Source organism: Streptococcus australis ATCC 700641 (assembly GCF_000186465.1).
GTDB lineage: Bacteria > Bacillota > Bacilli > Lactobacillales > Streptococcaceae > Streptococcus > Streptococcus australis.
The window spans coordinates 509,003-527,077 of sequence record NZ_GL636091.1 but is presented as its reverse complement, the minus strand read 5'-3'; the positions used below and the strand labels follow the sequence as shown (position 1 = coordinate 527,077).

Annotated in this window: 11 protein-coding genes, 1 tRNA gene and 2 pseudogenes; 4 read left to right on the top strand and 10 right to left on the bottom strand. The window is 43.6% G+C overall.

Annotated elements, in window-relative coordinates; translation table 11 throughout:
* Positions 1 to 125: 125 nt before the first annotated feature.
* Both tsf and rpsB read right to left on the bottom strand, forming a co-directional pair.
* Positions 126 to 1,166, bottom strand: coding sequence for a translation elongation factor Ts (gene tsf, locus HMPREF9421_RS02625; RefSeq protein WP_006595438.1), 1,041 nt, complete (start codon positions 1,164 to 1,166; stop codon positions 126 to 128).
* Between the two features lie 78 nt (positions 1,167 to 1,244).
* On the bottom strand, positions 1,245 to 2,027 hold the full coding sequence (gene rpsB / locus HMPREF9421_RS02620; RefSeq protein WP_006597010.1) for a 30S ribosomal protein S2: 783 nt from the start codon (positions 2,025 to 2,027) through the stop codon (positions 1,245 to 1,247).
* A 314-nt stretch (positions 2,028 to 2,341) separates the two neighbouring features.
* Here rpsB and HMPREF9421_RS02615 point away from each other — a divergent pair.
* Together HMPREF9421_RS02615 and HMPREF9421_RS02610 are read left to right on the top strand one after the other, a co-directional pair.
* Positions 2,342 to 2,412 (top strand) — tRNA-Cys (locus tag HMPREF9421_RS02615).
* 121 nt (positions 2,413 to 2,533) lie between these two features.
* Positions 2,534 to 3,244, top strand: a complete 711-nt coding sequence (locus HMPREF9421_RS02610; protein ID WP_006597012.1) for a hypothetical protein — start codon at positions 2,534 to 2,536, stop codon at positions 3,242 to 3,244.
* Between the two features lie 158 nt (positions 3,245 to 3,402).
* Here HMPREF9421_RS02610 and nusG read toward each other — a convergent pair whose 3' ends face one another.
* The 3 genes from nusG to rpmG form a co-directional block, all read right to left on the bottom strand.
* Positions 3,403 to 3,939: a transcription termination/antitermination protein NusG gene (gene nusG / locus HMPREF9421_RS02605; RefSeq protein ID WP_006595435.1), complete on the bottom strand. Its 537-nt coding sequence runs from the start codon at positions 3,937 to 3,939 to the stop codon at positions 3,403 to 3,405.
* Between the two features lie 185 nt (positions 3,940 to 4,124).
* On the bottom strand, positions 4,125 to 4,301 hold the full coding sequence (secE, locus tag HMPREF9421_RS02600) for a preprotein translocase subunit SecE (RefSeq protein WP_006595434.1): 177 nt from the start codon (positions 4,299 to 4,301) through the stop codon (positions 4,125 to 4,127).
* Between the two features lie 9 nt (positions 4,302 to 4,310).
* Positions 4,311 to 4,463 carry a 50S ribosomal protein L33 gene (gene rpmG, locus HMPREF9421_RS10230; protein ID WP_006595433.1) on the bottom strand — a complete coding sequence of 51 codons (153 nt, stop codon included), beginning with the start codon at positions 4,461 to 4,463 and terminating at the stop codon, positions 4,311 to 4,313.
* A gap of 126 nt (positions 4,464 to 4,589) precedes the next feature.
* Between rpmG and ypfJ the strand changes: the two genes are divergently transcribed.
* The gene (gene ypfJ / locus HMPREF9421_RS02595; RefSeq protein ID WP_006595432.1) at positions 4,590 to 5,510 is read left to right on the top strand and encodes a KPN_02809 family neutral zinc metallopeptidase; all 921 of its coding nucleotides are present in this window, start codon (positions 4,590 to 4,592) and stop codon (positions 5,508 to 5,510) included.
* A gap of 658 nt (positions 5,511 to 6,168) precedes the next feature.
* On the opposite strand, the gene pbp2a is transcribed toward ypfJ, so the two are convergent.
* Positions 6,169 to 8,400 (bottom strand): penicillin-binding protein PBP2A, encoded by a 2,232-nt coding sequence (gene pbp2a, locus HMPREF9421_RS02590; protein ID WP_006595431.1) that lies wholly within the window; start codon positions 8,398 to 8,400, stop codon positions 6,169 to 6,171.
* A 184-nt stretch (positions 8,401 to 8,584) separates the two neighbouring features.
* Here pbp2a and HMPREF9421_RS02585 point away from each other — a divergent pair, with 184 nt between their 5' ends.
* Positions 8,585 to 9,460: an RluA family pseudouridine synthase gene (locus tag HMPREF9421_RS02585; protein ID WP_040802880.1), complete on the top strand. Its 876-nt coding sequence runs from the start codon at positions 8,585 to 8,587 to the stop codon at positions 9,458 to 9,460.
* Positions 9,461 to 9,759: 299 nt separating this feature from the next.
* Here the strand turns inward: HMPREF9421_RS02585 and HMPREF9421_RS02580 are convergent.
* The 4 genes and pseudogenes from HMPREF9421_RS02580 to HMPREF9421_RS02570 all read right to left on the bottom strand — a co-directional run.
* Positions 9,760 to 11,896: pseudogene (locus tag HMPREF9421_RS02580) on the bottom strand (pneumococcal-type histidine triad protein); the annotation flags it as partial.
* A 144-nt stretch (positions 11,897 to 12,040) separates the two neighbouring features.
* A pseudogene (locus HMPREF9421_RS11150) lies at positions 12,041 to 12,817 on the bottom strand (pneumococcal-type histidine triad protein); the annotation flags it as partial.
* 14 nt (positions 12,818 to 12,831) lie between these two features.
* Positions 12,832 to 13,761 (bottom strand): metal ABC transporter solute-binding protein, Zn/Mn family, encoded by a 930-nt coding sequence (locus HMPREF9421_RS02575; RefSeq protein WP_006595428.1) that lies wholly within the window; start codon positions 13,759 to 13,761, stop codon positions 12,832 to 12,834.
* 834 nt (positions 13,762 to 14,595) lie between these two features.
* Positions 14,596 to 18,015 carry a Cna B-type domain-containing protein gene (locus HMPREF9421_RS02570; protein ID WP_006595427.1) on the bottom strand — a complete coding sequence of 1,140 codons (3,420 nt, stop codon included), beginning with the start codon at positions 18,013 to 18,015 and terminating at the stop codon, positions 14,596 to 14,598.
* Positions 18,016 to 18,075 lie beyond the last annotated feature (60 nt).

Sequence of the window (18,075 nt, the reverse complement as noted above, 5' to 3'; positions counted from 1 at the left end):
TTCAAAACTAAGTCATGGAACTTCGTAGAAGTTCGCTGACGTCCGTACTCACCTAAGGAAAGTTATTTAGATGACTTTATCTTGCAAAAAAAGAGGTTTCCATCGAAACCTCTTATTTTTTATTCTTAGTTGTTAAGAGCTGCTGCCATTGTAGCTGCAACTTCTGCTTCAAAGTCATTTGAAGCTTTTTCAATACCTTCACCAACTTCAAAGCGAACGAATTCAACAACTGAAGCATTTACTGATTCAAGGTAAGCTTCCACTGTCTTGCTGTCATCCATGATGTAAACTTGTGCAAGAAGAGTGTAGGCTTGGTCAACTTTCGTGTTGTCCAATAAGAAGCGATCCATTTTACCTGGGATGATTTTATCCCAGATTTTTTCTGGTTTACCTTCAGCTGCCAATTCAGCTTTGATATCTTCTTCAGCTTGAGCAACCACTTCGTCAGTCAATTGAGCTTTAGAACCATACTTCAAGTGTGGAAGAGCTGGTTTACCAACCATTGCACGGCTTTCGTTGTCTTGGTCGATCACGTGGTTCAATTGTGCCAACTCATCTTTTACGAATTGCTCATCCAATTCTTTGTATGAAAGAACAGTTGGTTTCATTGCAGCGATGTGCATTGAAATTTGTTTAGCAAGTGCTTCGTCTCCACCTTCGACAACAGAGATAACACCGATACGTCCACCGTTGTGTTGGTATGCACCGAAGTGTTGTGCATCTGTTTTTTCAAGCAAAGCAAAACGACGGAATGAGATTTTTTCTCCGATTGTAGCTGTTGCAGATACGTATGCTGCTTCAAGAGTTTCACCTGAAGGCATTGTCAAAGCAAGAGCTTCTTCGTTGTTAGCTGGTTTACCTTCAGCGATGACTTTCGCTGTAGCATTTACCAATTCAACGAATTGAGCGTTTTTCGCAACGAAGTCAGTTTCAGCATTTACTTCAACTACTGCTGCAACGTTACCGTTCACATAAACACCAGTCAAACCTTCAGCGGCAACACGGTCAGCTTTCTTAGCTGCCTTAGCCATACCTTTTTCGCGAAGCAATTCGATTGCTTTTTCGATGTCACCATCAACTTCAACCAAGGCTTTCTTAGCGTCCATAACACCAGCACCAGATTTTTCACGCAACTCTTTAACAAGTTTAGCTGTAATTTCTGCCATTTTGATTCTCCTATATTTTTTTAAAAATAGGAGAGCCGGGCTAAGCCCCGCCCTCCTAGGTAATTACGATTGTGATAATTAAGCGTTGTCGCCTTCTACAACTTCAACGATTTCTTCGATTGAATCTGCTTGAGTTTCAGTTGCTGCCAATTCAGCTTCAACTGATGCAACTGCATCTTCACCTTGACGTCCTTCGATAACAGCGTCAGCCATTTTCGCAGTGATCAATTTAACAGCGCGGATAGCATCATCGTTCGCTGGGATGATTACATCGATATCGTCTGGGTCAGTGTTTGTGTCGACCATCGCTACAACTGGGATACCCAATTTCTTAGCTTCTTTAACAGCGATTTGCTCTTTGTGTGGGTCAACAACGTACATTACGTCTGGGATACGAGGCATTTCTTCGATACCACCCAAGAATTTTTCAAGACGAGCGCGTTGTTTGTTAAGAAGTGCAACTTCTTTCTTAGGAAGAACGTCGAAGATTCCTTCTTCTTCCATACGTTTGATTTCTTTCAAACGAGCGATACGTTTTTGGATTGTTCCCCAGTTAGTAAGGGTACCACCCAACCAACGGTGGTTGATGAAGTATTGACCTGAACGAACAGCTTCTTCCGCAACAGCTTCAGCAGCTTGTTTCTTAGTACCAACAAACAATACAACTGCGTCGTTTGCAGCAGCATCACGCATGAAGTCATATGCTTGGTCAGCGTATTTTACAGTTTGTTGCAAGTCGATAACGTGGATTCCGTTACGCTCAGTAAAGATGTACTTAGCCATCTTAGGGTTCCAGCGACGAGTTTGGTGACCGAAGTGTACACCAGCCTCAAGAAGTTGTTTCATTGAAATTACTGCCATGAGTAAATTCTCCTTTTTGTTTTTTTCTCCTCTCCCAGACGTCAGCTTGCAACACGACCACAAGGGCAACGGTGCCACAATGGTTCCAGGATGAGTATTTATTGCTTTACGCAACTTTATCAGTATAGCAGATTTAGAAGCTTTTTGCAAGTCATTTGAGAGAAATTCCTAGACTTTCCTGCTTTTCTTCAGGTCTTTTTTCTCCTTCCTTTATGTTTTTCTGCACGATTCTCATTCTTTCCCTTTCATAAGCCTTTTGTCCGAAATTTTTTCTTGACCTTATCTGATTTTTAAGATAAAATAGAATATGTTGTGGCGGTATAGCCAAGTGGTAAGGCACGGCTCTGCAAAAGCTTGATCGTCGGTTCAAATCCGTCTACCGCCTTCACAAACAAATATCAATGAGCCCAGCAATGGGCTTTTTTTGATACCATCACTGGATTGGACTGCACCATCGCTCCTTTGCGAGCGATTCTGTTCTCCACTCATGAAAGGAAAAGATGATTATGAAAAAAGTTACCTTGTATACTCTCAGCATCCTCTCTTTTGCCATGCTTACCGCTTGCCAACCCGCTGTACCAGAGACTCACCAAAGAAAGCCCCTTGTTAGCAGTTCTAAAAAAACCTCTAAGAGCTCTAGAAGTTCATCCTCTAAAAAATCAACCAGCAAAAAAGAATTTCCATCAGACTTCGATGACGATGGTTCTTCTAGTTCTTCAAATTCTAACACGCGCGAGGATCCTAACTATACAATGAGCTGGATGGACCAAGGGGAAGCTCTTGAATCTATCGGAGATATCCCCGAAATGCCAAAATGGGTTGCATTCAAAGAAATTAAAGTGGAGGCCCTCATTGGCAATGAGAACCTTACTCCTACTTCAAAAGAAGAAGTCCTCAGAAAGTTGGGATCTGCTGATACTGATACTGCTGATGATTTCTATTGGCATGGAGATAACTTTAGTATCTTGATTGGATTTAATGAAAAAAATCAGGTGTCTAACAAAATTGCAACCCTGCCTAACGCTAAAAAGGTTACGAATCTCAAGGATATTCAACCTGGAATGACGGCTAAAGAAGTCGTCGAAAAACACGGCCGTCCAGAAACTGTTTTCGTCTTTGGCTACGCGACGATCTTCAGTTGGAAGGGAGAAGACGGAAAAGACTACTCAGTTGGTTTTGACAAAGAGACAGTCTTCCAAATCTCTGAGCCTGCATAAAGTTGCCCTTTTCGGGAATCATTTCTGATCCTATTCAAGCATTCAGTTGCTTTTCACACCAATGGGATAGAATCCCTTCTCAACAAACACAAATCCTCCAAGACCAGCGTCTTAGAGGATTTCTTTGTATCAAGGAGGGAAGGACCCCTTTTCATTCCTTACAATTCTGCAATTTGATTGAGGTTGACTTCTGCCACAGTGTCATTTCCAAACATGGTGATAATCATTTTCACCTTGTTGTTATCGATTTCTGTGATCTTACCAGTGTAGTCTGCAAAGGCACCATCGATGATACGTACAGTATCTCCCACCTTCACATCAATGTTGAAATCTTGAACTGTTTGTCCCATCGAAATCAAGATGTTACGAATCTCGTCTTCCAAAAGTGGAGTTGGTTTTGAACGGTTCCCGTGTGATCCAACAAATCCTGTTACGTTTGGTGTATTCCGAACAACAAACCAAGCTTCATCAGTCATGACCATTTCTACTAAGACATAACCAGGGAAGCGATTTTCTTCGATTTCTTTTGTTTTCCCGTTCTTCTCGATTTGCACAGTTTGAGTAGGGATTTCTACACGCAAGATGTTTTCCAACATGTTATATGTTTGTGCGCGTTGAAGAAGGTTTTCCTTCACTTTGTTTTCATATCCTGAGTAGGTCTGTAGGACAAACCAGCCTTTGTCAAAACTATCCATTTTTGTTTCCTTTCTTATCTACCAGAGGTCCATCGTTTCATCACGATACTAAAAAAAGCCTTCTGGCTCTTGTTTTCCTAGCTCCATTATAACATAAAACCGGAGAAAGCAAAGCAGTTTCTCTTGTTTTTCTTCAGCAAGATAAGAAAAAAAGCATCCACAGGGGACGCAAATTTGTTTCTTTTTTAGAACATATCGATTAGCTTCAAAATACCTTTAGCCACTACTTGGTCAAACAAATAAATCAAAGCTACAAAAAAAGCGGTGTACTCAATCACGGAGATAAAGTTTTTCCATCTTTCCTTGCGATTTGGCCAAGTCGTGTTTTTTAGCAAGACAAAAATATCTTTAAAAAATTTCACAACATTCTCCTATCTGGTTTCTTTATGAATTGTATATTTGCTACAATGTTTACAAAACTTATTAACTTCTAGACGTTTTGGTTTTGGCGTCGCACTCAACTTGATTGAGTAGTTGCGTGACCCACAAACCGTACACGCTAGACTTGCTTTTTTTAATGCCATAACGCCTCCATTCACACCATTATAGCAAGTTTTCCACTATTTGACAAGTTCTTCTGCTCTCTGGAAGCGCATTTTGTTTGGCTTTTCTCTACGATTTGATACAATATAGGAGATAAAGGAGAAATTATGAAAAGCGATCATCTGAAAGAAAGTAAAAACATTGAAGACCGTCGCGAGCAAAGTGGCGGAAGCTACTCATCTGGCCGCTCTGGTGGGAATTTAGGGGGTGGTATTTTACAAATCCTCCTCTCACCTGGAAGCTTCAAGAGTAAACTAATCTTGATCCTGGTCCTCATCTTTTTGAGTGGCGGAGCTGGATTAAGCGGGCTCTTTGACCCAGGTCAAAACACGCAGAACTATAACTCAGGACAAGTCACGCGCCAAAGCAATACCCAGGTGAGTGACGGAGATAGCAAATTCGTCAGTCAAGTCCTTGGAACTACTGAGGATTTCTGGGGGCAAACCTTCCAAAACCAAGGCCGAACCTATCACAAGCCAACCTTGGTTTTCTATACGGGTCAAACTCGAACTGGCTGTGGTGTAGGCCAAGCATCTGCCGGCCCCTTCTACTGTCCGACAGACCAAAAGATCTATTTGGACATCAGCTTCTACAAAGAGTTGACCACCAAATACAAGGCTAGCGGAGATTTTGCTATGGCTTATGTCATCGCTCACGAAGTCGGCCACCACATCCAAAACGAATTGGGGACTCTTCAGAGTTACCAGAAAGCCATCCGAGGGAAAAGCGAGACAGAAAAAAATGCCCTCAATGTCCGTTTGGAACTTCAAGCTGACTACTATGCGGGTATGTGGGCTCGCTACATTGAAGAACAAGGCCTCATGGAGACAGGAGATATCGAAGAAGCGCTCAACGCTGCCCATGCCGTGGGAGATGATACCCTTCAAGAACAAGCCTATGGCTACTCCGTCCCTGATAGCTTCACCCACGGGACTTCTGAACAACGCATGCGCTGGTTCAAACGTGGTTACCAATACGGTGATTTTGAGCACGGAGATACCTTCAGCGTCTCTGACAAAGACTTGTAATGAACATAAAGACAAAAGCCTTTCAGGTCATCATCTGAAGGCTTTTTTAGCACCCTATCGATAGCTATCTAAGCTACGAAAATTATTTAAAAAATCCTTTCCATTCAAAATCTTTTCAGAAACTTTCCTTAGGTGAGTACGGACGTCAGCGAACTTCATAGAAGTTCCATGACTTAACCAAGATACAAAGGGCGTTCACGGATTAAGTCAAAATAGGAAGTTCGACTCAGAATTTTTAGATTCTAGGAGAACTTATCTTTTTGACACAATCCGCAGCCCGTGTTCAATTAGTTTTGAATCTAAGGTTTCAAAACTCCCGAGTGAGAGTGGGACAGAAATCGGTCATTCGTTAGAATTCGATTTCGTCGTCCCACCTCCGCACAGTTGAGTAGGGCTGTAAAAGCTGATGATATCAGCGTAGTAGAGCCCACTCAACCACTGCGTCTTGCTCGACAATCCAAAGACAATTGAGAGGCTAGGACTTTTGTCCCAGCCTCACTTTTCTCACGGCGGAAAGTTTCGAGATTGAGTTGAATAATTTCATAAAATAGAAATCATCTTTTTTATTGAAGGATCTCCCAGTTATTTTATGTAAATATAGTTTCTCTACAATCTAAAAGATGGCAAGAAATCTTACCATCTTTTAAAGGTCTATTTTTTAGAATCCAAACCAACCCTTGAAAGTATCCCAGGCATTTTGTGCTTTTCCAGGAATATCTGCTTCATCGATGGCTTTTTTGGCATCGTCTACGATACCTGCAGCGCGTTCTTTGACCGTATCAAAGAAGCCCTTGTCCTCTTCTGGACTCTCTGTTTCTGTTTCTTGACCGACAGGGGCAATGCCATTTTCCTGGTAAGAATTTTTCTCATTGTCAAAGCTAGTTCCTTCTGTATAAGGAAGGACGCTATTGGCTACATTTCGGAAGATCACTGAGGCTGTTTCTGCACTGGTCCCTGTCAAATAGTGGGTTTCATCCGTCTTAGGGAAGCCTAGCCACTGACTAATGACCACATCTGGCGTGTAGCCGATGACCCACTGGTCTCCGGAAAGATCGGGGTTGAAGTCCGTTTCAGTCGTTCCTGTTTTACCAGCCATGGTATAACCATATGGTGCTGCATTGACACCCGTTCCATTGGTAAAGGTTCCTAACATCATATTGGTCATCTTCTTATTGGCTGAACTGCTGAGCACTCGTTTCGATTTCTGGCTGTGACTTTTCACCACCTGACCGCTAGCATTTTCAATCTTCGTAATGAGATGGGCATCGTTCATCACTCCATCGTTGGCAAAGGTTCCATAGGCCTGAGCCATCTGAAGCGGATTGGTCGTCACACCAGATCCGAGGGCAACTCCGAGAGATCTGTCCACCTTGTCCATATTGAGACCAAATTTTGTCCCATAATCAAAGACAGTATTGAGCCCTAACTCATTGGCTGTAGCGACAGCTGGAAGATTAAGAGATTCTGCCAAGGCTTGGTACATAGGGACAGTCGGGCTACCTTGAATGCCGCCGTAGTTATTGACTGTATAACTACCGTAGACCTTAGTCGTATTGTCCAATTCTTTATTGGTCGACCAGCCGTCGGCAACAGCTGGACTATACACGACGAGAGGTTTAATGGTAGAACCAGGACTTCTCGCAGATTGAGTCGCATAGTTGTAACTTCTGAAGCCAACATCCTGGTCACTAGCCACGCGTCCAACGATCGCCCGCACTCCTCCGGTCTTAGGATCCAGGGCTACACTACCAGATTCTGCCCGCGTGCCATCTTCGGCAACTGGGAAGAGATCTACATTGTCGTAGATGACCTGCATGCTTGCTTGGTAATTCTGGTCCATCTCTGTGTAGATCCGGTAACCATTCTTGATGATATCTTCTTCTGTTAGACCATATTCGTTGACAGCCTCATTGATAACCGCATCAAAATAGGACGGGTAGCGATAATCTTCTGACTTGCCTTCATAGGCATCAATCAGTTGGCCATGAATGTCGACTGCGGCGGATTGATCTGCTGTGGCTTGATCGATATAACCAGCTGCGACCATATTTTGTAGGACCGTATTACGACGATTGGTCGCATTCTCGACAGAATAAAGTGGATTATAAATTTCTGGCCCTTTGAGCATACCGGCAAGGACAGCTGACTGATCCAAAGTCAACTCACTAGCGGATACACCGAAATACTTCTTAGAAGCATCTTCAATCCCCCAAACCCCATTCCCAAAATAGGCATTATTGAGGTACATGGTCAGGATTTCTTTCTTACTATATTTTTTGTTAATCTCGAGGGCTAGGAAGAACTCCTTGGCCTTCCGCTCAACCGTCTGATCCTGAGAAAGATAGGCATTTTTGGCCAACTGTTGGGTAATCGTCGATCCCCCACCAGAGCGACCGGCAGTCAAAATCGCCAGGAAGAAACGACCGTAGTTAATCCCACTATTTTTGTAGAAACTCCGGTCTTCCGTCGCAACAACTGCATTTTGCAAGTTTTCGCTAATGGCATCTAACTCAACGTAGGTCCCTTTTTGCCCCGTTAGGCTCCCTGCTTGGTTCCCATCTTTATCATAGATGATTGTAGTCGCCTTGAGGGCATTTTGCAGATCTGCTACATTGGTCGTCTTGGCTATGTAAAAAAGATAACCTCCGACAATGAGACTAAAGGTCAGGCCAATCAGTAGGAAGATCTTGGTCAAGTGATACTTGCGCCAAAAGCGTCTGATCGGATGTTGGGAGTGAGATTTTCTCCGTGACTTTTCCGAGCGGCTATAGGTCGGAGCTTGCTCCTCCCCGTCCGTTGATAACTCAACCTCTTCCGCGATCTTCCTTGGTTTTTTTTCTCGTTGGAAATGACGAATCATTCCCTCCATTAATTCTTTTAATTTGTTCATAGTCCCTATTTTATCACCTTCCTAACGTCTAGACAAGAAAGACCTTCGCAAGAAAGGATACTTTTAGCTTTCTTTAAGGTTGCTATATAGTCTACTCTAGGGCGGGTTTCAGCGTCTCGTCCCCCCCTATCTTCTCTCTCCTTCTCGCCTTTTCTTTCCTCTTGCTTTCTGATACAATAACACTATGCATTATACGATAACGATACCAAGCGCCTTGCCCGCCATGACGGTCAAAGAGGCCCTTGAAGATTATTTTCTCATCCCACGAAAGATTCGTCATTTTTTGCGAACCAAAAAACATGTCCAAGTCAATGGGGAGACTGTCCATTGGCAATCGATGCTTCAGGCTGGTGACCAACTCACCCTCACCTTTGATCCGGAAGATTATGAAGAAAAGGATCTCCTAGCAGGGGATGCTAGCCTGGTCGAAACCCTCTATGAAGATGAGCATCTCATCATCGTAAACAAACCCGAAGGCATGAAAACGCACGCCAATCAACCAGATGAAATCGCCCTTCTTAATCATGTCTCTACTTATGTCGGAAAGACCTGTTATGTGGTTCATCGCTTGGACAAGGAGACCAGTGGGGCTCTTGTCTTTGCCAAGAATCCTTTTGTTTTACCCGTCCTGAATCGACTGCTAGAAGACAAGAAAATCCAACGAGACTATTGGGCTTTAATCCTAGGTAGCTTACCCAAAAAGCAGCTGGTTTATAAGGACAAATTGGGACGAGATCGCCACGATCGACGCAAACGCATTGTTGATCCTCGAAAGGGCCTCTATGCGGAAACCCATGTGACCATCTTAAAGACTTTCAAACGCACCAGCTTGGTCAACTGCCAGCTCCAGACAGGTCGCACCCACCAGATCCGCGTCCACCTCTCTCACCATGGCCATCCGATTGTGGGAGACCCTCTCTACAACCCAGAAAGAGCTCCTCGTCTCATGCTCCATGCCCACCGCTTGCGACTCAGCCACCCCTTTACCTTAGAAAAAATCCAAGTTGAGGCTCCTTCTGCAAGTTTTGAAAAAGGATTAAAAGAGCAGACATCTCCATAGAGCCAAATTCCTGATGTTTGGATGTTCTAATCTACTACATTACAGAATAATTTAAAAGAGAGTGGGACAGAAATCGAATTCTAACGAATTACCGATTTCTGTCCCACTCTCTTTTCTGTTATTTCTACATAGATCCTAGTCCGTCGTTTCTTCAGTTGCGGCTGGGCTAACTTCTGTGTTTTCTGACTCTGGAGATGGAGTCTGAACAGGATCTGAAGTTTCTTCCTTATTCAGATTAGAATCGCTCGTGGCAGGACTTTGAGGGGCTGGGGCTGCTTTGTCTGCTTCCACTGTCACTGCTGTCGATGGAGCCGCTAGCAAATCATCTCGAAGGGCTTGGATCGCCTGTAACAAGGCTTTCTTGTCGCTCTTCGGATCAGCTAGTTGATCAAAGAGGGCTTCTAAGCGTTCAAACTGAGCATCACTGGCTCCTTTTTCGACCAATTGTTGGTGGAGAGCGATCAACTGGTTATAAATCTCTTGATAGAGGGCTACGTCTCCCAGTTGAGGTTCTTCTGTTTTCTTTTGCTTTTGTTGTTCAATCGTTTCACCAACTTCACGCAAAAGAGTTTTCCCAGTTGTCAAAGCCTTATCAGCATCTGGCTCTTGACGCACCTGTTCCAAACGTTCTTCAAAAGCAGGACGTTTGCTTTCTTCTACTTGTGGCAAAAGAGAGGAGATTTGATCGATAAGGGCTGTCAGGAGATTAGAGCGTTGACGAGACTCTGTCTTTTCATCCAAGTCCCCATAGACCCCCTTGAGGAAGTCGTAAACAGCTAAGTTATAGGACGGAGCATCTGCTCCCTTTTGATCCAGAACTGTTTTTTCAATTGGATAGGTTGGAGCATTTTCCTGAGACACTAGTTGGTCAATGGCTTGCTTGGCTTGGTAGAGTTCCATGAAATGGGCTTTTGAGTCCCAAGCTTCTTCAAAGGCCTGAGCCCGGTAAAGCTTCAAAGCAAGGTCTGCTGCTGTCGCCCGCAATTCTGGTGTCAAGCGCGCATCACTTAAACTTTGGTAGAAATACTTGAGGTAGTCCACCGAAGTCACACCGGTCCGATCTTGCATCTCTTGAATGGCCTGCAACAATTTTCCTTCTTTCTCCAATCGTTGGCTATCTTTGGCCGTATAGGCTTCCTGCAACTGAGAAACCAGGCTTTCTTTCTTGAGTTGGAAGGCTTCGGTATCTAGCAAGCGAACCTGCTCCAACAATTCCTGGTAGCGACGGTCCAAGGCCGTTTCTTCTTTCGGTTTGACTTCCTGGGTCGCGTGGATATATTCCTTGTCAACTTGGTCAAGACTAGCCAAGTAGCCTGCTGTCGAATTGCTTGGGAAGTTTTTAACAGTTTCTAAGAATTGACCCAAGTTCAACTCAATCCGTCTTTGTTGCAGAGGGTCTGAAGCATACAAAGTCCGGCTTTCTGCTAGGAGTTGGTTAACCTTGTCCTCTATAGCTTTCTGGTCCAAGTCACCTTTCTGGTAAGCTGCTTGGATGGTTGGTAGACGGTGAGCTAAGTAGTCCGCCAAGCCTGCAGAGCGCACTTTGATATAGTGGTTATGGTCTCCATGCGGAATGACAAACTGACCATTCTCGATTTGCATCGTATATGGCGAAATACCGGAGCGAAGCGCTGTTGCATAGAGCTCGTTAATAAAGTCTAGCTCAGGATTCCCTGTTTCAAGCGGAATCCGAACATGCTCCTTCCGTACTGCATAAGGGTGGATATGGGTTGGATCGTATTCTTGGTCTGGATTGTTAAAGACAAAGAAACCATTGGAAATCTTGATAGCTTCTCGAGGGACACCGTAAGTCTGGCTAATGTACTGAATTTTTTCTTCATCCGAAGCATCGCGCGAATAGGTCGCCACATCATCTGTCAGTGGTTGACCCTTGTCCTCTTCCTTCTTACCAGCCAACACTGCCTCTGCAGCTGCGATCTCTTGTGGAGAGAGATCCTTCTTGTAGAAGTAATGAGCATGGTCTCCGTGAGCGACCATATATCCCTCGTCATCCTTGCTGATGACATGATCTGCATGGAATCCATGATCGTGCTCATGGGCCTGTTCACCTTCATGATGATGATCATGATCGGCTTCATGGTCCTCATGGTCATGCTTGTGATGAGGATCCTCCTTCTCATGGTCGTGGTCCTGATCGACTGGTTTTGTGTCTGGGCTTGAAGGTTGAGTTGGACTCTCTTCTTTTGCGATACTTCCACCTTGTGTACGGGATAGTTGGAACTGTCGTGCCAACTCCCGCTCTAAAGGCGAAAGGAGACTATAAGGGATGAAATGGAAGTGATCCCCATGAGGATAAATTACCCCTTGATCTGTCCATTTGGTAATCTTACTTGGATCAAAAACAGAACCATCCGACTCAACATGGCGCTCTGAAAGCGGAGTTTTTTGCAACTCTTCCAAAAGGCTCGGCAAGGTCCTCCCCTTATTAGTTGCTGTTGGATGAGGCACAGAAGCTGTGATCGTTGGAGTGACCGGGTCGGAGATTGGCTGATTCGGATTAACCGATGAAGCTAGCTGGCTAGAAGGTGGAGCAATAGGATTTACTTCATTTTTTCCTCCTCCATTTAGAACCGCTAAAGCAGCATATAATTCTCCAGCTGATAAGGCACTCTTCGGAATATAGTGGTAGTGTCCCCCATGAGGCACGATAAAGCCATCTCCTGTATCAGAAATTACATCCCCAGGATGGAAGACATAGCCGTCATCTGTCCGGTAGCCACCTTGGCTCGGCTTGACTCCTGCTGTTAGACTAGCTACTGTTTTCCCTTCTCGTAAAGCCTGACTTGGCTGACTAAAATCACGAGTTTGCCCAGCTTTTTGGACACTATCTTTCGAAGCTGAAACCAGCTCTCCTTTTTTCTGTTGGGCAATTTCCTCCACCGAACGAACATTCAGTGTATGTTGCGGATCGGTTAGATAAAGGTAGTAGGTTCCATCCTTCTTGATAATATAGCCATCTCGCACCTGTGTGACAATGTCCGATTGCCGCAGTTGGTAAGTGGGATCACGTAATATCAGTTCCTCACTAAATATCGCATCGTAAGGGACCTTGCCATTGTAGTAATGGAAATGATCTCCATGGGAAGTCACAAAGCCCTCGTCAGTAATCTTGACCACAATCTGCTCTGCCTGGGTCTTTTCCTTCGAGTTGACGGATTCAATGCTTTCTTCTTGCTTGTTTGAGCTGCTAGCTGACTTTTTCTTGTCTCCTTGTAAATACTGCACCTGATTCTGACTCTTTTTGTCTTCCTTGACTGGTGCTTGCTGACTTAAGGCATAGGCACATAAACCAAGCCCTAGGGTTGCTACTAATCCAATTGTTCCTTTTTTCTTCATTCTTCTACTTACTCCTATAATTCTTTCGCTAGGCTAGCCATATTTTCTTCTAGGTTCTCCAAGAAATCTTTGTTATTTTCTGGATCTGCTTCGAGAGGATCCAAGACCTTCACTTTTGCCCCTGTCGCCTTGGCAATGCTATCTGCCACCTTGGAAGAGGTATGCTTCTCAACAAAGATGGTCTGAACTTGGTAGTCCTTGACAAACTGCTGAATCTCCGCTAATTGACGGGCTGTTGGTTCCTGCTCAGGTGAAATCCCTGCGATTCCTAATTGTTTCAAGCCAAAGCGCTTGGCTAGATAAGAAAAGGCTGTATGCTGGGTCACGAAGGTTTTTTGTGTCACTTTTTCAAAGAGAGGCTGGTATTTGGCCACCAAATCCTCACAGCGTTTTTCAAGCTTTTGGGCATTGGCCTCATAATAACTTTTATTCTCTGGGTCAATGTTTCCCAACTCTTGGGCGATGATCTTCCCTTCTTCGGCAATTTTCAGTGGATCCATCCAAGTATGAGGATCATACAAGTTTTTTGTATCCTTCCCCTCCGTATCCTCAATATCCTCTAATCCAGGAACCTTATCCAATTCCATTCCTTTGCTGGCTTCGATGACCCGCAGTTTCGAGTCTTGCAAGCTAGGATCTAGACGTCCGGCCCAAGATTCGAGTGTTTGAGAATGGTAAATGAAGACATCCGCATCATAGATCTGGGCTGTCTCCTTGGCAGAAGGTTCGTAATCATGAATCCCCGCACCTGACTGAACCATCCAGACCTCGTTTCGATCACCTGAGATTTCCTTAACCAAGGAATAGACAGGATAAAAACTCGTCACAATTTTGAGCCCCTTTTTAGTTGAGCCAGCTCCCGAACTTCTCTGGCTTCCACAAGCCACTAACAACAAAAGGCAGATGAAGCCAATTCCTAAGACCCTTAGTTTCCTCCCATACATGTCTAACCCCTCTCTTTTTCTTAATCGGTTTATTAAATAGTTAATTAACTAGTTAATAATAACGCTAATTTTTTAGTTTGTCAAGAATTTTTTACCTCTGTAATAAGAACTAGAAATGCTAATATTACTGAGAACTAATCTGTCCTCCTGACATACTGAGTATTATTTTTCTCTCTATAAAAATAGACAAAGGGAAGAAAAATAAAAAGAAAACTATACTAACAATATACTTCTCTTCGTTTTATAGCTATTTCTTATTCATAATTATAATCCAAGTATTCATTTCTGCTACCACTTCCAATAGCCACTTCAGTATAAACAATCACACAAGAGTTGAAACATAAATGTAGTGCACTCTAATTATTCACAATTCCACCTTACTTCAATATGATTTGCTATTATAACTTTCAATTGCTTCAGGAGCTTTATGAACAATATTTATAGGTGAAAATCTGAGAGTGGGACAGAAATCGGTCATTCGTTAGAATTCGATTTCGTCGTCCCACCTCCGCACAGTTGAGTAGGGCTGTAAAAGCTGATAAAATCAGCGTAGTAGAGCCCACTCAACCACTGCGTCTTGCTCGACAATCCAAAGACAATTGAGAGGCTAGGACTTTTGTCCCAGCCTCTTAATCCTTAGTCTTTAAATGAGTAGTGAATCAATCTATTTAGTCAAAATTTAAAATAGACTAAGCCCTTTTCTAGCATTTGTCAAGCATATCAAGGCATTTGATAAATAGTAGAAAAGAGAGACTCACACCAAGTGTGAATCTCTCTCGTACTAGCTGAGAATTCGTTTTGTCTCAGACTCGTCGAAATATTAGTATATTCGTACTAGTTTTTCTTTTTCTTCAAAATATAGACTGCAAGTCCACCTAAGGCAACCGCTAAGACAATACTTACAACCGAAACAACCGTACCCGTACTTGGCAAGAACTTCTTCTGAACCGGGCGACCAGGTTTTTCTGGTGTTGACGGTGGTGTTGACGGTGGTGTTGACGGTGGTGTTGATGGTGGCGTTGATGGTGGCGTTGACGGTGGTGTTGACGGTGGCACTGTTGGTTTGTGCTTATTGATCAAGGTCACATTACTTGGATCTTCTTGCACTTTTGTCCCTTCATAACCCGCTGGAACCACCATTTCACTAGCCGTATAGACAATGATTTTCCCATTTGCTTTCTCTGGAAGTTTTGAGAAAGTATAGGTCCATTTATTGGCTTCACTGAGCTCAATTTCGTTGCCAGCTTTCTTACCATCCGCAAAAAGTTGAACCTTGATGCTCTTCGGACGGATGCCCGCTTTATTATTTTCATCATCCCAGCGTTTCGTCACTGTTAGGTGAGTTTCACCTGGCTTGTGAGTATTGGTAATGACATAGTTGGTTTGATCGATGTCAGCTGTATAGTTGTCTACTTTTGCTTCTTCAAGGGTGTAGACAATGGCTTTTCCAGCCTCGTATTTTGGAAGGTTTTCAAAGATCCCTGCCCAGCCAGTTTCAGCTGTGAGGGTCTGGCTAGCTACCTTCTTACCATTTGCCAACAGGTTCACTACGATAGACTCTGGACGAAGACCGTCTTGGTTGCCATCGTCTTGCCATACCTTGCTGAATGGAATGGCAGTCCGTTCAGGAGTACGGGTATTGGTGAGGTTGGTTCCTTCTACACTGGTTTCATAACCTGGAACAGCTTCTTCATCTACAGAGTAAACAATTTCTTGTCCATTCTCATATTTTGGAAGATCTTTAAACTCATAAGCCCACTTGTCTTTTGCTGTGACCTCTTTACGAGCGACTTCTACTGCTTCTGATCCAGCTAGGGCTTTTTTCAAGATAACAGTGATTTGACTCGGACGAAGTCCATCACGGTTGTCAGCGTCCTTCCAAGTCTTGCTTCCTTTAACTGAAACAGTAGCCGGTGTATGGCTATTGATGAGGTTGGTCCCCTCTACCTTGCTACTATATCCCGGAACTTTTTCTTCCGAAATTGTGTAGGTGATTTCCTTACCATCTTTGTATTTTGGAAGGTTTTGGAAACGGTAGGTCCAATTACCGCTTGCATCTGGGCTAACAATAGCACTATCCACTTTTTTCCCATTTGCAAGAAGGTTGACAGTGATTTGACTTGGACGAAGGCCGTCACGGTTGTTGTCATCCTTCCAAGTCTTACTTCCTTCAATAGAAACAATGGCTGGAGTGTAGGTATTAGTGAGGTTGGTTCCCTCTAGCTGACTGGTATAGCCTTCAACAGCTTCCTCAGATACCGTATAGACAATCTCTTTTCCATCCTTGTATTTTGGAAGATCCTTGAAGCTGTACGTCCAGTTCCCATCCTTGTCAGCTTTCACTTTGAGGCTGTCTACTTTTTCTCCATCTGCAAGGAGGCTGACAGTGATCTGGCTTGGGCGTTTTCCATCACGGTTGTTATCATCCTTCCAGGTCTTGTTACCAGAGACTTCTGTTGTTTCAAGACTATTAACTAGTCGGACGCTGTCTTTTGCTTCTGATTCAACAGTTGCGACATAGCCGATTACGTCGACTTCTTGGACTGAATAATTGCCTGTTTCATCTAGGTCTGTGAAGGCCCCTGTCCACTGATTGTCCGCGCTCAAGACCAGACTCTTGCCTTCAACAATGACACCGTCTTTCAAGAGGTTGACAGTCACAGATGCTGGACGAGTCTTGTATTGATTTTCCTTATCATTCCATTTCTTAGTTACCTTGAGTTGACGGTTGTTTTGTTTCTTATTGCTAATCACAACTGTCAAGATTTTACTAGTAACATCGAAATTCGGATTATCTTGGGCAAAATCAGTCTCTGAGATGGTCACCGGATCTTTGAGCAATTGATAACCATTTGGAGCTGCCACTTCTGTAACAGTGTAATCATCCTTGAGCAAGCCTGGTACATTCAAATCACCATTTTCATCTGAAGTGAAGATATCCGTTTCTTTTCCATCCACTGTATGAGTAAGGGTTTGTTTGTTGGCATTGCGGACAATCTTGAATTGAGCCCCTTGAAGTGGCTCACCTGCTTCGTTCTGCTTGTGTAGTTTGATATGATAAGCATAGCCGACCGCATTTCCTCCACCTTTTTGCCACAGAACCCGTGCTTCTGCATTCTTCACAATCGAATCTTCACCGTTTAACGTAGCATTGTTGACAAACTTTTCATTATCAAGAGGGATGTATCCTAAGATGACATTATAACGAATCCGGTACATTTCTTTGTCAGTTATATTGGCTATCTTTATCTCAAAAGACTTGTCATCTGGGAAAGAAATTTCATAAGCTGCTGTTTCGGCATTTTTAAACACCCAGTTAGCATTTTCCCATACCCACTGACCTTTTTCAACGATGAAAGAATTCTTGTCATATTTGGCATTGGTAAATTGAAGAGTATCTCTTAAAACCGCATTTTTAATATTTATAGGTTTGCGGTTGATGGCGATGGTGTAGTTAAGGGTTGGAGTGGTTGCTTCCCGGTTATAAGAACCAACCTTGTTAAGGGTATAAGTGTCAGGTTTTTCAACCCCGATGTAGTCTACTGGGGGTTGAGGAGGGTCATTTGGAACAATCTTGTTTCCCACAGTTAAACTGATTGGAATTTTCTCTGCATTTGGAACGAGCAGGTGATCCACCCGAACATAGAAGAAGAAATGACCCTCAACATCTGAATTTTTTTCAGCAAAGTCTGTATAAGTTAAGGTCAACTTTTTGTAAGTTGGATCCACATGGGCATATGCGGCAATCTGTTCATTACCATCCTTGTCTATCCCTTTCAGTTCATAGTCCGTACTGTTGATAATCAACTGAGATGGCACAGAAACTGTTGTTGTATCTCCTGCATGAATTTTATTATTCGGTAAGGCAAAAGTCGCATTGATCTTAAAAGTCGCCCATGGTGCAAGTGACCAGTTCAGCTCTCCACCTTCATTGTTGGTATATTTGATGCTTGTGATGACATCATCTACTTCCTTTGGAGCTCGAGTCGCTGCTGCTCGTACGCCTCCTGCTGGAGCTGGTGTCTCAGTCACACTAGCTTCCGAACTGACAGCTTCTGTACTCGTATCTTCCGTCGCACTGCTCGGTGCCTCTATTGCTGACTCTGGCTGAACAGCCTCGGTACTAGGCGTCCCTTCACTTGTCTCTGCTACAGTGACAAGCGGGGTCGAAAACATCGAAAACACCAGCAAGAATAGACTTACTGCATTCAGGAATTTTGACATGAATTGCTTCACTTGTCTTTCCTTTTTCATATGATTCTCCTCTCTTCTTTCGCATGGTTAGCTAAATCATCCCACACAGTACAACTGGTT